The organism is Pedobacter cryoconitis, assembly GCF_014200595.1.
In the GTDB taxonomy this organism is placed as follows: domain Bacteria; phylum Bacteroidota; class Bacteroidia; order Sphingobacteriales; family Sphingobacteriaceae; genus Pedobacter; species Pedobacter cryoconitis_C.
On record NZ_JACHCG010000001.1, the window covers coordinates 354,679 to 369,408 of the forward strand.

Here is a 14,730-nt window from a genome sequence, read left to right on the forward strand (position 1 = left end):
AATGCCATCAGTAAAAAAACAAAATAGTCAGCAGGTAGTTCATAGCCCTGCAATTCAAGCAATTATTACCTCAGTTCCTTCGTGGTTACTGCGCTGGGGGATCTTTATGTTTTTTGTGCTCCTGATTTTAATCACAGGACTTTCTGCTTTTATTAAATATCCTGACCTTGTGATCACTACATTGAAAATTGATACTTCAGCCGATCAGAAATTTTATGGACAAATGGCTGTTCCGCAAAATATGCTGACCAAAGTTAAAGAAGGGCAGGAAGTACTGATTAAGTTAAGAAGATATCCTTATCAAACTTATGGTACTATCAGAGGTACTATTAAATACATAGATCCGATTCCTCAGCGGGATAGTATTTTCATTTCAAAGGTTGATTTTAACAATGATTTATCCGCATTGCCGGGACATATATTATTAAAAGATAAAATGATGGCTGATGCAGAAATCATTACGCAAGATGTTACTATCTTGCAGCGACTGAGCAGGAGTATATTTAAAAGCGATAATTAAGGAAATGTGCCAGTAAAACAGAAGATGTCCGGACAAATTACAACGTTAAATCATTACCATTCCATTTGCGATCAACTGGCAAAAGCGGACGAAGACCTTGGCAATATTATCATTGCTTATGGCTATCCACCACTGTGGACCAGGCCGAATACATTTGAAAGCTTGGTCCATATTATCCTGGAGCAGCAAGTTTCTCTGGCATCCGCTTTAGCTGCCTTAAACAAGTTGAAAGAGCGGTTACCAGAACTTACACCTGCAAATATATTGTCCCTGACCAATGAAGAGTTGAAAGCGTGTTACTTTAGCCGGCAAAAAATATTGTATACCAGGTCTTTAGCTGAAGCCCTGTTAAATGGACAAATTGATCTTGAAGAATTAAATCAGCTGGACAATGAAGCAGTGCGTGATGCTTTAACCAAACTAAAAGGCATTGGTAACTGGACCGTAGATGTTTACCTGATGTTTGTACTCGGCCGTGCAGATATTTTTCCTGTTGGAGATCTGGCAGCTGTAAATGCACTGAAAAGGATTAAATTACTTCCACTAAGTACGACTAAGGACGAAATTCTGGACATTTCTGTAAAATGGAAGCCCTACAGGACAGTTGCTAGCATGATGCTCTGGCATTACTACTTAAGTCACAAAGTGTTATAAACGATGAAGAGGGGAAATTGAGAATTTCCTATGAAATATGTTTTGCCTCTTTGTTCTTATCGGGGGGCCAGTGTGATCACAACTGTAGTCAGAATTGTTGTTGAAACCGTATATAATTTGGTTAAGATACATCCAGCCAAGATAATCCAGGAATTATTAAAAGCAGTTGCTTCCATCCTGGGATTAGCATTCCTATGGTTTCTGATCTGGTATTTTATAGTTAAGTTTTTAACCACGATGCTCCTCAAAAACCGGAACGAAGAACAGGAGATGAGTAGCAATGGAACTGCTTATTTCATACTAAAAGGAAGTATTCTTCTCGGAACAACGCGGAGTCTTACCGCTGTATTAAAACTGATACTTCGCATATTTATCCCTAATGCAGAAGTCCATTTTTATCATTAGCTCAGCTCATAGCTGATTCAAAATTGTTCCGTTTATCTGATTTAATATCCTGATATTATGTAGATAACGACTCTTTGGCTGATTAATTGTTATATCAGGTTGTTGACAACGCAAATCTAATCAGGGAAAATGGAGTATTTACAAGGAATTAGTGAGACGGGTACTTATGCCGGCCAACCAACCAGGGCAAAACTTTTAGAAAAAATTACTATTCTTCAATCTGTTCTGGAAAGTACTAGTGCCAGTATTTTCGCTTTCGATAAAAACTTTAATTATACAGCCTTTAATAAATCACATCAGCAGACGGTGAAGACAGGAAGAGGTATTGATCTCAAAATTGGAGATAACTACCTGGATCTGGCCAGGATGAATGGCGGTACAGATGGAGACAAAACCCTGAAAATATTCAAGCGGGTGATGGCAGGTGAAACAGTCGAAGTTGTCGAAGAATTTGGTAATCCGGAATTACACAGGGCATCTTTCAGCATGATCTGTAACCCAATGTATAACGAGCAAGGTCAGGTAAACGGTATGACTGTATTCTGTCAGGATGTTTCAGAACAAGTAGCCTTGCAAAAAGAAGTGGAAGAGAAAAGCCACCTGTTAAATGGAGTACTGGATAACCTGCCAGTTATTATTTATGAAGTTGATTCACAGGGGATATTTACGAGGTCTATCGGTTCGGGATTACAAGCTGTAGGTTTGGAGAACAATGAACTTGTTGGCAAAAATGCTTTTGAATCTTTTCCTGCGGCAGCTGGTGAATTGCAAAAAGCATTAGCCGGTATGCCTGGCCAGTTTATAAGCAAAATTAATTGTGATGGTAAAGAATTCGTTTATCAAAACAATGTTTTCCCGAGTCCTGATCAGCAAGGGGCTATAACTGGCTTTGCTTTAGACATTACCCAGCAATATCATGCCGAAATAGCGCTGTTGCAAGCCAAAGAGAAAGCAGAACAAGCTATGTTAGCTAAACAACAATTTCTTACCAACATGAGTCACGAAATTCGTACACCCATGAATGCAGTAATTGGCATGACTCATTTGCTTTTACAGGAAGACCCGAGGCCCGATCAGCTTGAAAATCTGAATATACTAAAGTTTTCAAGTGAGAGTTTATTAAGTCTTATCAATGATATATTAGATTATAGCAAAATTGAACTCGGTAAAGTTACCCTTGAAAAGATAGATTTCAATTTAGTCGAACTGATCAACAGTATCAGGCAAGCCCATAATCTGCATGCACAGGGGAAAGAAATCTTTTTTAATATCAACATAGATTCAAATCTGCCTGAAATTTTGATCGGAGATCCGGTCAGGTTAACTCAGATATTAAATAATCTGATCAGTAATGCACTGAAATTTACCAATGAAGGTTATGTAATTGTAGACCTTGCACTAAAGAAATTAACGGGCGATCTGGTTGATATCAGTTTTACAATTACCGATACAGGAATTGGTATTGAGCCTGCCCTGAAAGATTATATTTTCGAAAGCTTTACACAAGCCAGTGCGGATATCTCCCGGCGTTTTGGTGGCACAGGACTTGGACTGGCCATTACCAAAAGGTTAATTGAACTAAAAGGCGGTGAAATTTCTGTAGACAGTACTTTAGGTAAGGGATCAACTTTCTTTTTTGATTTGCAGTTTAAAAAAAGCAAGAAGAAATCAGGTTATACCATGCCAGCTTTAGTTTTTGAAAGTCTTGCCGGTTTTAAGGTGTTGCTTGTGGAAGACAATGAGATCAATACCATAGTAGCAGGTAAATTTATGAAGAAATGGGATCTGGAGATCGATTATGCAATTCATGGAGTTGAAGCATTGGAAAAGGTAAAAGAAAATGAGTATGATGTGGTATTGATGGATTTGCAAATGCCAAAAATGGATGGTTATGAAGCCAGTACGGCCATCAGAAATTTACCTGGCAAACGATTTAAAGAATTACCAATTATCGCCTTAACAGCATCTGTTTTGGCCGAAATCAATAAACAGGTAGTGGACGCAGGGATGAATGATTATATCTCTAAACCCTTTAACCCGATGGAACTATATTCAAAAATTGCTAAATATGTCCATAAAAGATAATACAATTGAATAGCTGCATACTGATCAGCAAACAGCTATTCAATTCTCTGTAAGGCTATCAATTTATACCTCGTATTCCTTCTCTACCAGCGACAGGATCAATTCTCTTACAGTTACTCCCCGCTGTGCACCTAATATTTTTAATGCCTTTAAAGAGCTCTTTTTAAGTCTTAAAGGGTAAGTTACTATTTCTTCATCAGGTTGAACAACCTGCTTCTCCTCTTTAGTATTGTTATCTTTTAATGGAGAATTGAATAAGGCAGATACACCTCCTAAGTTTTTGTTATTATCTTCTATATCCCCTAAGTTTTTCTTTGCCATGTGCTTATATTTTAGCTATAATTTCATCTGTCAGATTTGCATAATCTGTTGCAGCATTTGATGCCGGAGCATATTCGAAAATATCTATCCCTTTTAACTGCGCTTCTACCAAGGCTACATTTATACGGATAGAAGTATCAAATAATTTATCATTGAAATATTTTTTGATGCTCTCGGTAATTTGCTCGGTAATAATTCTTCTTGGATTGATTTTAGTGATAAACACACCGCCAATCGTCAGGTTTTCATTGTAATGTTTTCTGACATCAGAAATAATAGAAACCAGGCGGTCAATTCCTCTGTAAGCAAAATACTCAGCCTCTAATGGGATCATTACCGTGTCTGCCGCAACCAATGCATTAACCGTCAGCATACCTAAAGCAGGTGCACAATCGATCAGTATATAATCATACTTTCCTTCTACAGCTTTCAGCAATCTTTTCAGAATAGTTTCTCTTCCAAGCCTGGAAACCAGTTCAATTTCAGCTCCCAGTAAATCTAAAGAAGAGGGGATGATATCCAGGTATTCCGAGATTGATTCAATAGGTAATGCAGTATCATCTTTTATACTATCATAAATAGATACTTTAACATCCCTCAGGCCTAAACCCTCTGTTAAATTTGATTGAGGATCAATATCAATCAATAAAGTTTTCTTTTTTGCACGTGCTAAACCCGCACCAATATTCAGTGTAGAGGTCGTTTTTCCTGTACCACCTTTATGGTTTATAATCGCTATAATCTTCATGTGAATGTGTCTTTATACAATGAGACAATGATACAAAGATGTACTGATATCTAAATGTATTTATGGTTATTTTTTACAGATAAACATTCATTTATTGTTAATCATTTATAAATGAGACTAAAAGAAATTTGAATAGACATAAAGCAAAATTGATGCTAACAGAGAAAAAACAAAGCTGATTTTCATTTTGGTTAAATTTTAACCCGGATTTTTATACTAAAACGGTCTATGATTTTCTTGTTATAATTAGTTTCTTTGTCGTTTAATTGGAATTAGTCTAAATAAATTTGAGAAGATTATTATTTTTAATGTTGATCTCCACTACAAGTTATGCCCAGACCATATCAGGCAGCTTAAATGGAAAAGTGGTAGACACTAAGAACAGGCCGGTACAATATGCATCGGTTTATGTAAATGAAAGAGAAATAAATACCTATACAACTGAAACCGGTATATTCAGTCTGCGGCAAAGTCAATTGGGTGATGAACCAGTGACCCTGCGGATTTCCTTTGTTGGCAAACAAACCATCACTAAAACAATTCCAAAAGAAGCATGGAATACCCCGGAAATTTTCGTGCTGCAAGAACTGAGTTTGACCTTAGAAAATGTAAATGTTTCCTCAGAGCGTAAAAAGAGTGACATTTCGAACTCCGCTATAATTTTTGACCGGCAGGCTATCGAGCAGGTTCAAGCCTACAGTCTGGCTGATATCTTAAACAATCTGCCCGGTAAAAAGATGGCCGCACCCGACCTGCAATACCGTCAGAATATAACATTGCGCTCTGCTGTTTCCGGAGATCCTACACAAGAAGCGAATAACTCTTTGGGTGTAGCCATTTATGTAGATGGCTTCAGGCAAGCGAACGATGCAAATATGCAGACCCGGAATGTAGGTATGCGTGGTCTTACTGGAGGAGCCATTATCAACCATAAAGATCCGGGTACCGGTAATCCGGCCTATGATTCGCCATTTGGAGGCTTGGACATCAGAAATATTCCATCTGATAACATTGAAAGTATAGAAGTTATTTCTGGTGTAGCCTCAGCAAAATATGGTGAAATTACCGACGGTGCTATTATTATTCAGCGAAAAGCAGGTGAAACACCTTATGAATTTACGATGCGGATGAATGGCAGTTCAACCAATTATTCCTTATCCAAAGGATTGAACCTTGGTAAAAAAGCAGGGGCATTAAACATCAGTATGAATTACCTGAATAGTATACAAGACCCGCGTAACAGTGTGAAAAACTATAGAAGAATAAACGGAGGCCTGATGTGGAGCGTAAACATGTTATCAAATCTTCGTAATACACTCTCATTAGATTATTCCTATAAAAAAGATAACTCGAAGGTTGATCCCGATGACAATGAACAACGGGCAACGTTCTCTATGGATCGCAGGTTATCAGTAACTAACAGAACAAGTTTAAGCCTTCGAAGCCCTTATCTGAAAAATATTACCCTGGGAATGAGCTTTGATAAAGGATATAGCAATAGTTATACACAGTCTCAGTTGAACAAGGCTGTAGAGGGGGTGGCAGATAAAGACACAACTGGAACTTATGAAGGTTATTATATACCTGGAAATTATCTCGCTATAGATCATATTATAGGTGAACCTTATAATTTTAGTGCTAATCTGAGCTTGGACAACAACTTTAATACCGGAGCGGTTAAACATACCGTCTCTTTAGGTGGCAATTTTTATGTGGCAGGTAATAGTGGTCAGGGGGTAATTGCAGATCCTAAATTTCCTGGTGCAAACACTGACAGAACAAAAAGTGAACGTCCTTATAATTTCGATCTGCAAAACAATATTTTAAACGCTGGATTTTATTTACAAGATAAAGCGGACTATTTGTTATTCAATCATTTGCTGACAACCAATGCAGGGATCAGGTATGATCTGCAAAATGGTTCCGCAAGTGTTCAACCACGAATTAACCTTTCTTATCAACTGAGTAAAACCTGGTCTTTAAGAGCTGCCTATGGACTTTCTGCAAAGGCACCAGGGATGTCGCAACGTTATCCTGCGCCAACTTATTTTGATATTCCTTTGCTTAATGTATACAATGGTAATGTTAATCAAAGCCTGTACCTGGTTCACACAGAAAGAGTAACCCATGATAACAGTAAGCTGAAACCGTCCTTGTCGAAACAATTAGAACTGGGGGCATCTGCGAATTATTCGTTTTTCACGACTTCTGTATACGGCTATATCAAAAAAAACAGAGATGGATTTACGTCAGAGAAAAATTTTATACAGCTTGTACTTCCAGAATACAGTTATACTCCCGTTGAAGGAGGAAAACCTATTTATCAGGCTACCGGAAATTATAAAAGATATACTGGGTTAACTGATAACGCTATTACCAATAATTCGCAATCTGATAACTATGGTATAGAACTATTTTTCAGCACAAAGAAGATTGCGGCTATACAAACTTCCTTCAATATGAATACCTCCGTTGGTTATAGTTATTATAAGAATCAGGGGTATGAAATTAATGAGGCGGGTATTAGTTTTCAAGAGCAGGGGAGAAAAGCCTGGTATGGTATTTTCAAAGCGAGTGAATTCAGCCAATTAGACATTACCACCAAAATAAGTACAGACACACATATCCCTAAGTTAGGTTTTGTAGTCAGTGTACTCGCTGATATTTACTGGAAAAACAGGAGAAATTCGCTCGGCCGTACTGGTGAGCCCATCGCTTATCTTGATAAAGATGGAGGTTATCATGCTATTGAACAATTTAGTCCTGATAATTATGACTATGGCTTTCTTTCTCCATTTTCAGCAAAAGCCAATAGTTCCCAGTCTCCTCCCTTTGCCTATGTAAATATGAGCCTTCGTATTGCAAAAGAAGTGAAAAAGAAATTCAGGATTTCCGTATACGCCTATAACTTTTTAAACCTGATGCCAAAGTATTATAATCCTATAGCCAATTCTTTTACAACCTATAATAATCCGGTAAATGTTGGCGGAGAAATAGCTTTCAAATTTTAATTTAATATAAATACATACAATGAAACCAGCATGATTTTTCAAATCACATAACGAAGTGGATATAAAATCATGATAGCTTCATAACCATTAAAAAACAATTATATAAAAATGAAAAAAAACAGTTACTATCTGATCTTAATTCTTTTACTGAGTGTGACAGCCTGTAAAAAAGACAATTCCTCAACAAATTCGGATGTAAAGCCGGTTACTATAAATATCAAATTGAGTTATGAAACTGAGCAGACCGACCTTGGTTTGAGCCTGGAAAAGACACAGGTGAAAATAACCAATATTACGACCACACAAGCTTATACCGGGGTTACCGCAGCAGATGGAACCGTTGAATTTAAGAATGTGGCGCCTGGTAATTATGATATTGCCGCAGTGCAGACCATCGCTGCCGCTGATTACAATGCGAAAGCAGGTACTAACCTCACTGAAGCGATTGTTTTTAATGGGACCCTGAGCCGTCAGAGCCTGTCGCAGAATAGCAGCCTGTCTATCGTTTTAAAAACCGGACGTGTTGGTGATCTGGTGATTAAACAAATTTATTATGCTGGTTCACACGTTACTAACGGAGCCCTTTTCCGTGATCAATTCATCGAGATTTACAACAATTCAAATGTAACGCTCTATGCAGATAGCCTGTATTTTGGTCAGACAATCAACGTCAGTACCGCACTTAATAAAATAGACTTTAACAAAGGATATTATTTACCTACAGGACAATACGACTGGACTAAATCTATTCAGATGAATAACAGTAAAGCCAATTCAGATTACGTTTATATGTCTGCGTTATTTATGATTCCCGGAACAGGTAAACAATATCCGATTTTACCAGGAACGAGCATAATCATTGCAGCGAATGCACTCAACCATAAAGTACCCTATACCGGAGCTGACGGAAAAGCAATTGGTGTTAAAGATCCATCGCTGACTGTTGATTTAAGTAAAGCTGATTTTGAAGTATATCTTGGTGATCAGCCTGGCATCAACAGGCTGGCTTCAGATTTAGATAACCCGGCTGTACCTAATGTAACTGTAATAGATGCCGGAGCGAACCGGGATCTTGTATTAGATAACAATGGACGTGATGGAGTAGTTATCTTTAAAAGTGCCATTAGTCCTAAAATATGGGGCAGATTTCCAACTCCGGATGTAGTACAGATCATTGCATCTACAAAAACTTATATCCAGGTTCTGGTTAATGTATTGATTGATGGTGTAGGTTTAAACCAGACTACTGCAATTAACAGAGTACCAAAATATATGAATGATAGCGTTGATGCAGGTGAAACCTATGTCACAAAGGGAGCTTACTCTTCTCAATCAGTAGCCCGTAGAACAAATAAAACTATTAACGGTCGTGTAGTTTTAAAGGATACGAATAACTCTACCAATGATTTCGGTGTATTGAATATGGCAGATGCCTCTAAATCTGCCGCTTCATTTATCAATTAATTCATGAAAGGATTTTTTATAGGATGCTTTTTTATGACCCTGTCTGTTGGAGTTCTTGCACAAAAGCAAGAACCCGCAGACAGTATTTACCTGTTTAAGCAAAGCCTGCTTAAACTCAATGATAGTGAGCAGAACGCCGCATCATTGCTTGCCAATGATGAGCAGAATGTAAGTATAGTTTCTCTGAATTATAAAATGCAAAAAGGCCACTTTCGTACTGCGCAGACTGCCGAAAGCGGTCATGGCATTGCATTCCAATCCAGTGGGATCAAAACCCTGGGAAGGTTTAAAATGGCCGGATATTTTGATTTCGAAAGAACCTGGCAGGATAGCCTGGCCTGGACTATGCAAGGCGTACCCGATGAGGCTACCCCATATTATTTTGCTGCTGGTAAGGCAGGGAAATATGAACGGCTCCATTATAAATTTGGTGGACTGCTGACTTACAGATTAATAAAAGATAAACTTTTTTTAGCTGCGGGTGCAGACTATGATTACAATACAGCCTCACGTTCGGTTGACCCGCGTCCTTCGGTACAAACTTTCCAGTTACTTGTTAATCCGCAGCTTTTATATCAGCAGGGTAACCATGTGATCGGAGCAGAGCTTAACCTGGGTTATGGTAAAGAGAACAATTCTATTTCCTATATGAGTAAACAATATTCTGCTCAGAGTCCGGATTATCCTGACCGTATTAACTATCTGCTGATGGGCTATGGTTATCAAATTCCTTTTGGAGCTGGTAAAATAGAGCGTCAGAACAAGATCAGCGGATTTGGTATAAACTATGCTTATCATACCAATCAGGCCTATATCAATACAGGTATAAATTATACGAAACAAACACAGGATAACCTGAATGCAAAAGATCAATCTGCAAATAACAATAAATACGGAACTTTTATACTCAATAGTTATAACGCCAGATTATTAGCTGGATTGAATACATTCAATTATCAGCATCAACTGCAAGTAACACTGCAACTCCAGGATGGATATGACCATAATTATCTGGAATTATTTGGGTTAAGCAATTATAAATATAACCATCAAAAGATAGTTGTAGAATATACAATATTGAGGAACTCTAATGCAGCTAAAAAGATAGAATTAGGTTTTAACGTGCTTTATAACACCGTTAATAAAAAAGATATCGCATCTGATATTTCTACTGTATTTGGTTATATCCAACCAGGGCTGAGCGGGACTTTATATAATTCTTTCTCAGACAAAAGCAGGCTATCAATAACCCTTTCACCTGGCTTAAGGTTACCCGCAGGCAATGAAATCAATGTACCCGTTACCGATAATGTATTTGCAAATAATATCATTTATCCGGATTATACTTATTACACTTCAACCGCAGGAACCCTTGATTTCAAGGTGAAATATAGCAGTCCCCGTTTAATCAGGAATACTAAAAGCGGCTTAAGCCTGAATGTATTTTATATCAATTCATTATCCGATGGAAAAAGACCAATTACCACAGGTTTTAATCCATCAAAAAACAGATTAGATGTCTCTCTGGGCTTTAATCTTTACTTTTAAACACACATGAAGCGCGTATTATTAATTATAGGTCTTTTTCTGTTGATTTTAACCCAACTATCGTTTGATAGTTTTAACCAGAATGATGGTATCTCAGCAGATTCACTCCGAAACATATACAATCAATCACCTTCCAGCTGGCCAAAACCTTTAATTGATTCCGGTGTAAAATGGCAGGAACTAGGTGTTGTTCCTAATGCTCCAATCAGTGAAGGAAGTCCTTTAACCAAGAATCTGGTCGCATTGGGCAAAGTACTTTTTTATGACCCCAGACTATCAGGATCTAATCAGATCTCCTGTATCAGCTGCCATGCACCCGAAATGAACTGGTCTGATGGCAGACAAGTATCTTTAGGACACGATCAGGCTGCAAACTCCCGCAATGCACCCTCCCTTGAAAATATCTGGTATTTTAAAAACCTGTTCTGGGATGGAAGGGCTAACTCATTGGAAAAACAGTTAGAGGGGCCAATTGGATCAGACATTGAAATGCACCAGGATTTTAAACTGTTACCCGCTAAATTAAGAGCAATCAAAGGATATGCTGCGCTATTTTCTTCTGCTTATGGGGATGCAAAAATCACACAAGAGCGTATAGCCAAGGCGATTGCAGGTTATGAACTTACCTTTACCAGCCGTAAAAGCAGCTTCGATTACTTTTTGGAAGGCAATACCAAAAGAATGACTGATCAGCAAATTCAGGGTTTACACCTGTTTCGTACCAAAGCCCGTTGCATGAACTGTCACAGTGGCCCTTTATTTACGGACGATGATTTTCATAATCTAGGATTAACTTACTATAAACGGGCAAAATACGAAGACCTTGGCCGTTATAATGTGACTAAAAACCCTGAAGACGTTGGCAAGTTCAGGACACCGGGGTTACGTAACGTATTGCGGACGCGTCCATGGTTCCACAATGGCTTATTTGATAATATCGAGGGCGTAATGAATATGTACAATAATGGTATGCCTCAGCCAAAACAAAAACCAGAGGAATTGAATGATCCGCTTTTTCCAAAAACAGATGTACATATCAAAAGATTAAATCTGACAAAAACAGAAAGGGATGCTATTATTTCCTTTTTAGCTGCTATTACTACTGAGCCATGGAGAATAACAACACCCGAATTACCTAAATAGAATTTATACAACTCTTTGTGTTCTGAACTTCTTGTGCAGATAATCAGAAAGAATAATCATAATCACTGCGATCAGGATCAATAACATCCCTAGTACAAGATTTTGTGTAATAGCCTCTTGAAACGCGATTACACCAACTGCAACAGCAACCAAAGGCTCCAAAGCCCCCAATATTGCAGTTACCGTAGAACCCACATACTGCACGGCAAATATCATGGCAACGCATGATATTGCTGTGGTGGGTAAGGCCAGCATAACCAATTCGACAATTGATCTGGTGTCTGGTAATGGCTGTAAACCCACAGTCAATTGTGCTTTAAACAGAAAAAAAACAGCACTGGAAGCCATCACATATAAAGTGAGTTTATATCCCGACATGAATTGTATTCTTGATTTGTTCACTGCTACAATATAAACTGAATACGAAAGTGCTGCAATTAAGATTGCGCCAAGTCCTAATAAATTCAGTGTCATTCCATTATCGCCCTTATACAATAAGGAAACGCCCAAAAAGGCAATTACAATGGCTGCGATAGTGATCAGACTTATCTTTTCTTTAAAGAATACCGCCATTAAAATAGCGACAAAGACCGGATATATAAATAGGATAGTAGAAGCAGTACCTACGCCCAGATAATCATAACCTACCAGTAAATATTGTGCGGATAAAGCATACAATATCCCCAGAATAGCCATCGGGACAATTTCCCTTTTTGCAATTCTGAAGGACTCCTTTTTAAACAGCATAAAGAGCGCAAGCAACAAAGATGCGCAGGCAAAACGATAACACAAAAGGGAATCATGAGGAATCCCTTTGCGCATTAAAGGTAGGGCAAACAACGGTATCAGGCCAAAAGTTGCGGACGAAATACATCCCCAAAAATAGCCCTTGACTTTAGTATTCATTCAAATGTCAGGTTAGAATTTATTGGTGTCGGATTGACGACGAAAGATATAATAATTTTCTGATTATCTTTTCTTCATTGAGGCAATAAAACTTCCTTCGTTAAAACATTAAATAAAAAACTAATTGGAACAATCGTTCTGATTATGTACTTTTGCTCCTGATGGCACGTATTAAAGAATTCGATCCGACAGAGAAATTAGAAAAAGCCCGTGATTTATTCTGGGAAAAGGGTTATCACGCTACCTCTATGCAAGACCTGGTAGGGCAGATGGAGATTAACCGGGGGAGTATGTATGATACTTATGGAGATAAGCACAAGCTATTTATGGAAAGCCTTCAAAGTTATGCGCTGGAAACCTACAGCGAATATAAAAAAGCAGCTCTTGGACAAAAATCTCCATTTAAAGCTATCGGGCAAATTGTGAAAAAGGCATTGGAACGGTCTTTTGATGAAGGTAAAGTCTGTATGGTTGTTAAATCATCTTTTGAAATGGCCCGGCTGGATGCGGAGATCAGAGAACTTTTAAAACAGTTAACCAATGCACTAATTTCAATTTTTGAAGACTTAATCCTGAAAGCACAAAAAGCAGGGGAAATAGACGAGAAAAAGAATGCAAGGCAAGCCGCACAGTTTATTGCAGGCTCATTTGCAGGATTATGGCACATGCAGTCTTTATACGATGACAGAGCAATGATAGAACACATGGCAAAAAATATTATCGGTAGTTTAAGATAATATTTTTTTTTGACTTATAATAGAACGATCGTTCTATTAATACACTATAACAATTAAACAAACAAATATGGAATTAGGCATAAGTATGTTCGGCGATTTACATGTCGACCCGGCAACAGGTAAAATACAATCCACACAAAAACGACTGGCAGAACTGATGGAAGAAATCAAGCTTGCTGACGAAGTTGGCTTGGATATTTTGGGAGTAGGAGAGCATCATCGGCCGGAGTATGCCATACCAAGCCCTGAAATTATATTGGCTGCTGCTGCTGTGGTAACCAAAAATATCAAACTGACCAGTTCTGTAACTGTGCTCAGCTCTTCAGATCCAGTTAAACTTTATCAGAACTTTGCTATGGTAGACTTGCTTTCTGAAGGCCGGGCAGAAATTATGGCGGGAAGAGGAAGTTTCACTGAATCATTTCCATTATTTGGTTATGACTTACAAGATTATAGTGCATTATATGAGGAAAAATTAGACTTGCTACTCAAAATCAATGCAGTGCAAAAGATAAACTGGGAAGGTCGTTTTCGTCCGTCCCTGGTGAACCAGGAGGTATTCCCCAGAGCAACAAATAACAACCTCGCCGTTTGGGTTGCCGCTGGTGGTACACCTGAATCCGTGTTTCGTGCCGGGCGTTTAGGTTTGCCATTGATTTTTGCTATTGTCGCTGGTACACCGCTTGAAAGATTTAAACCCTTATTTGAACTCTATAAAAATACTTACCAGCAATTTGGACATGATATGGCCGAATTTAAAGTTGGTATGTTTTCACACGCTTTATTTGGCGAAGACTCTCAGGCGATCGGAGATTATTACTATCCGCTTTACGCCAGACAAATGGATAGAATCGGACTGAGCAGAGGCTGGTCACTTTTTCAAAGGCACCAATACGACTACGGGCGTACTAAAGCAGGGGCTATGTTTGTCGGAGATGCAGCAGAGACTATAGATAAAATCCTGTATGCGAAAGACCTGTATGGAATTACCCGTTTTATTGCACATCTGGACGTTGGTGCACCCTCTCATAGTCATCTGATGAAAGCTATCGAAATTTACGGAACCCAGATTGCACCTAAAGTACGTGAATTCTCTGGCAACTCCCAAAGTGATCACATTTAACCCATAATACGTAAAGAAACTATTTAAATTTATTTGACCTTTTAATAGCTCAAATGGATATAAGT

General features: G+C 38.3%; 13 protein-coding genes. 10 read left to right on the plus strand and 3 right to left on the minus strand.

Annotation, left to right across the window (positions count from 1 at the left end):
- Position 1 precedes the first annotated feature (1 nt).
- The 4 genes from HDE70_RS01725 to HDE70_RS01740 all read left to right on the plus strand — a co-directional run bounded on the left by HDE70_RS01725 (position 2) and on the right by HDE70_RS01740 (position 3,664).
- Positions 2-520, plus strand: coding sequence for an HlyD family efflux transporter periplasmic adaptor subunit (locus HDE70_RS01725; protein ID WP_183887658.1), 519 nt, complete (start codon positions 2-4; stop codon positions 518-520).
- A gap of 24 nt (positions 521-544) precedes the next feature.
- On the plus strand, positions 545-1,174 hold the full coding sequence (locus HDE70_RS01730; RefSeq protein WP_183887660.1) for a DNA-3-methyladenine glycosylase family protein: 630 nt from the start codon (positions 545-547) through the stop codon (positions 1,172-1,174).
- 30 nt (positions 1,175-1,204) lie between these two features.
- On the plus strand, positions 1,205-1,579 hold the full coding sequence (locus tag HDE70_RS01735) for a hypothetical protein (RefSeq protein WP_183887662.1): 375 nt from the start codon (positions 1,205-1,207) through the stop codon (positions 1,577-1,579).
- Between the two features lie 129 nt (positions 1,580-1,708).
- Positions 1,709-3,664, plus strand: coding sequence for an ATP-binding protein (locus tag HDE70_RS01740; protein ID WP_183887664.1), 1,956 nt, complete (start codon positions 1,709-1,711; stop codon positions 3,662-3,664).
- A 63-nt stretch (positions 3,665-3,727) separates the two neighbouring features.
- On the opposite strand, the gene HDE70_RS01745 is transcribed toward HDE70_RS01740, so the two are convergent.
- A complete protein-coding gene (locus HDE70_RS01745; protein ID WP_183867747.1) occupies positions 3,728-3,985 on the minus strand; it encodes a hypothetical protein in 258 nt (85 codons plus the stop codon).
- A 4-nt stretch (positions 3,986-3,989) separates the two neighbouring features.
- Positions 3,990-4,733: a ParA family protein gene (locus HDE70_RS01750; protein WP_183867746.1), complete on the minus strand. Its 744-nt coding sequence runs from the start codon at positions 4,731-4,733 to the stop codon at positions 3,990-3,992.
- 287 nt (positions 4,734-5,020) lie between these two features.
- Here HDE70_RS01750 and HDE70_RS01755 point away from each other — a divergent pair, with 287 nt between their 5' ends.
- The 4 genes from HDE70_RS01755 (at position 5,021) to HDE70_RS01770 (ending at position 11,899) form a co-directional block, all read left to right on the plus strand.
- On the plus strand, positions 5,021-7,744 hold the full coding sequence (locus HDE70_RS01755; protein WP_183887666.1) for a TonB-dependent receptor domain-containing protein: 2,724 nt from the start codon (positions 5,021-5,023) through the stop codon (positions 7,742-7,744).
- 108 nt (positions 7,745-7,852) lie between these two features.
- Entirely contained in the window at positions 7,853-9,208 is a 1,356-nt protein-coding gene (locus tag HDE70_RS01760; protein ID WP_183887668.1) for a DUF4876 domain-containing protein, read from the plus strand.
- 3 nt (positions 9,209-9,211) lie between these two features.
- Positions 9,212-10,756: a DUF6850 family outer membrane beta-barrel protein gene (locus HDE70_RS01765; protein ID WP_183887670.1), complete on the plus strand. Its 1,545-nt coding sequence runs from the start codon at positions 9,212-9,214 to the stop codon at positions 10,754-10,756.
- 6 nt (positions 10,757-10,762) lie between these two features.
- Positions 10,763-11,899, plus strand: coding sequence for a cytochrome-c peroxidase (locus tag HDE70_RS01770; RefSeq protein WP_183887672.1), 1,137 nt, complete (start codon positions 10,763-10,765; stop codon positions 11,897-11,899).
- Positions 11,900-11,902: 3 nt separating this feature from the next.
- Here the strand turns inward: HDE70_RS01770 and HDE70_RS01775 are convergent, their stop codons facing one another.
- On the minus strand, positions 11,903-12,805 hold the full coding sequence (locus HDE70_RS01775) for a DMT family transporter (RefSeq protein ID WP_183867741.1): 903 nt from the start codon (positions 12,803-12,805) through the stop codon (positions 11,903-11,905).
- A 161-nt stretch (positions 12,806-12,966) separates the two neighbouring features.
- On the opposite strand from HDE70_RS01775, the gene HDE70_RS01780 reads away from it, so the two are divergent.
- Both HDE70_RS01780 and HDE70_RS01785 read left to right on the plus strand, forming a co-directional pair.
- Positions 12,967-13,542, plus strand: coding sequence for a TetR/AcrR family transcriptional regulator (locus HDE70_RS01780; RefSeq protein WP_183887674.1), 576 nt, complete (start codon positions 12,967-12,969; stop codon positions 13,540-13,542).
- Between the two features lie 67 nt (positions 13,543-13,609).
- Positions 13,610-14,665, plus strand: a complete 1,056-nt coding sequence (locus tag HDE70_RS01785; RefSeq protein WP_183887676.1) for an LLM class flavin-dependent oxidoreductase — start codon at positions 13,610-13,612, stop codon at positions 14,663-14,665.
- The last annotated feature ends 65 nt before the right edge of the window (positions 14,666-14,730 follow it).

Bases quoted from the DNA above. Each gene is read 5' to 3' on its own strand.
- HDE70_RS01745 (WP_183867747.1), bottom strand. From the start codon at position 3,985: ATGGCAAAGAAAAACTTAGGGGATATAGAAGATAATAACAAAAACTTA.
- HDE70_RS01780 (WP_183887674.1), top strand. From the start codon at position 12,967: ATGGCACGTATTAAAGAATTCGATCCGACAGAGAAATTAGAAAAAGCC.
- HDE70_RS01730 (WP_183887660.1), top strand. From the start codon at position 545: ATGTCCGGACAAATTACAACGTTAAATCATTACCATTCCATTTGCGAT.
- HDE70_RS01740 (WP_183887664.1), top strand. From the start codon at position 1,709: ATGGAGTATTTACAAGGAATTAGTGAGACGGGTACTTATGCCGGCCAA.
- HDE70_RS01770 (WP_183887672.1), top strand. From the start codon at position 10,763: ATGAAGCGCGTATTATTAATTATAGGTCTTTTTCTGTTGATTTTAACC.
- HDE70_RS01750 (WP_183867746.1), bottom strand. From the start codon at position 4,733: ATGAAGATTATAGCGATTATAAACCATAAAGGTGGTACAGGAAAAACG.
- HDE70_RS01765 (WP_183887670.1), top strand. From the start codon at position 9,212: ATGAAAGGATTTTTTATAGGATGCTTTTTTATGACCCTGTCTGTTGGA.
- HDE70_RS01775 (WP_183867741.1), bottom strand. From the start codon at position 12,805: ATGAATACTAAAGTCAAGGGCTATTTTTGGGGATGTATTTCGTCCGCA.
- HDE70_RS01735 (WP_183887662.1), top strand. From the start codon at position 1,205: ATGAAATATGTTTTGCCTCTTTGTTCTTATCGGGGGGCCAGTGTGATC.
- HDE70_RS01760 (WP_183887668.1), top strand. From the start codon at position 7,853: ATGAAAAAAAACAGTTACTATCTGATCTTAATTCTTTTACTGAGTGTG.
- HDE70_RS01785 (WP_183887676.1), top strand. From the start codon at position 13,610: ATGGAATTAGGCATAAGTATGTTCGGCGATTTACATGTCGACCCGGCA.
- HDE70_RS01725 (WP_183887658.1), top strand. From the start codon at position 2: ATGCCATCAGTAAAAAAACAAAATAGTCAGCAGGTAGTTCATAGCCCT.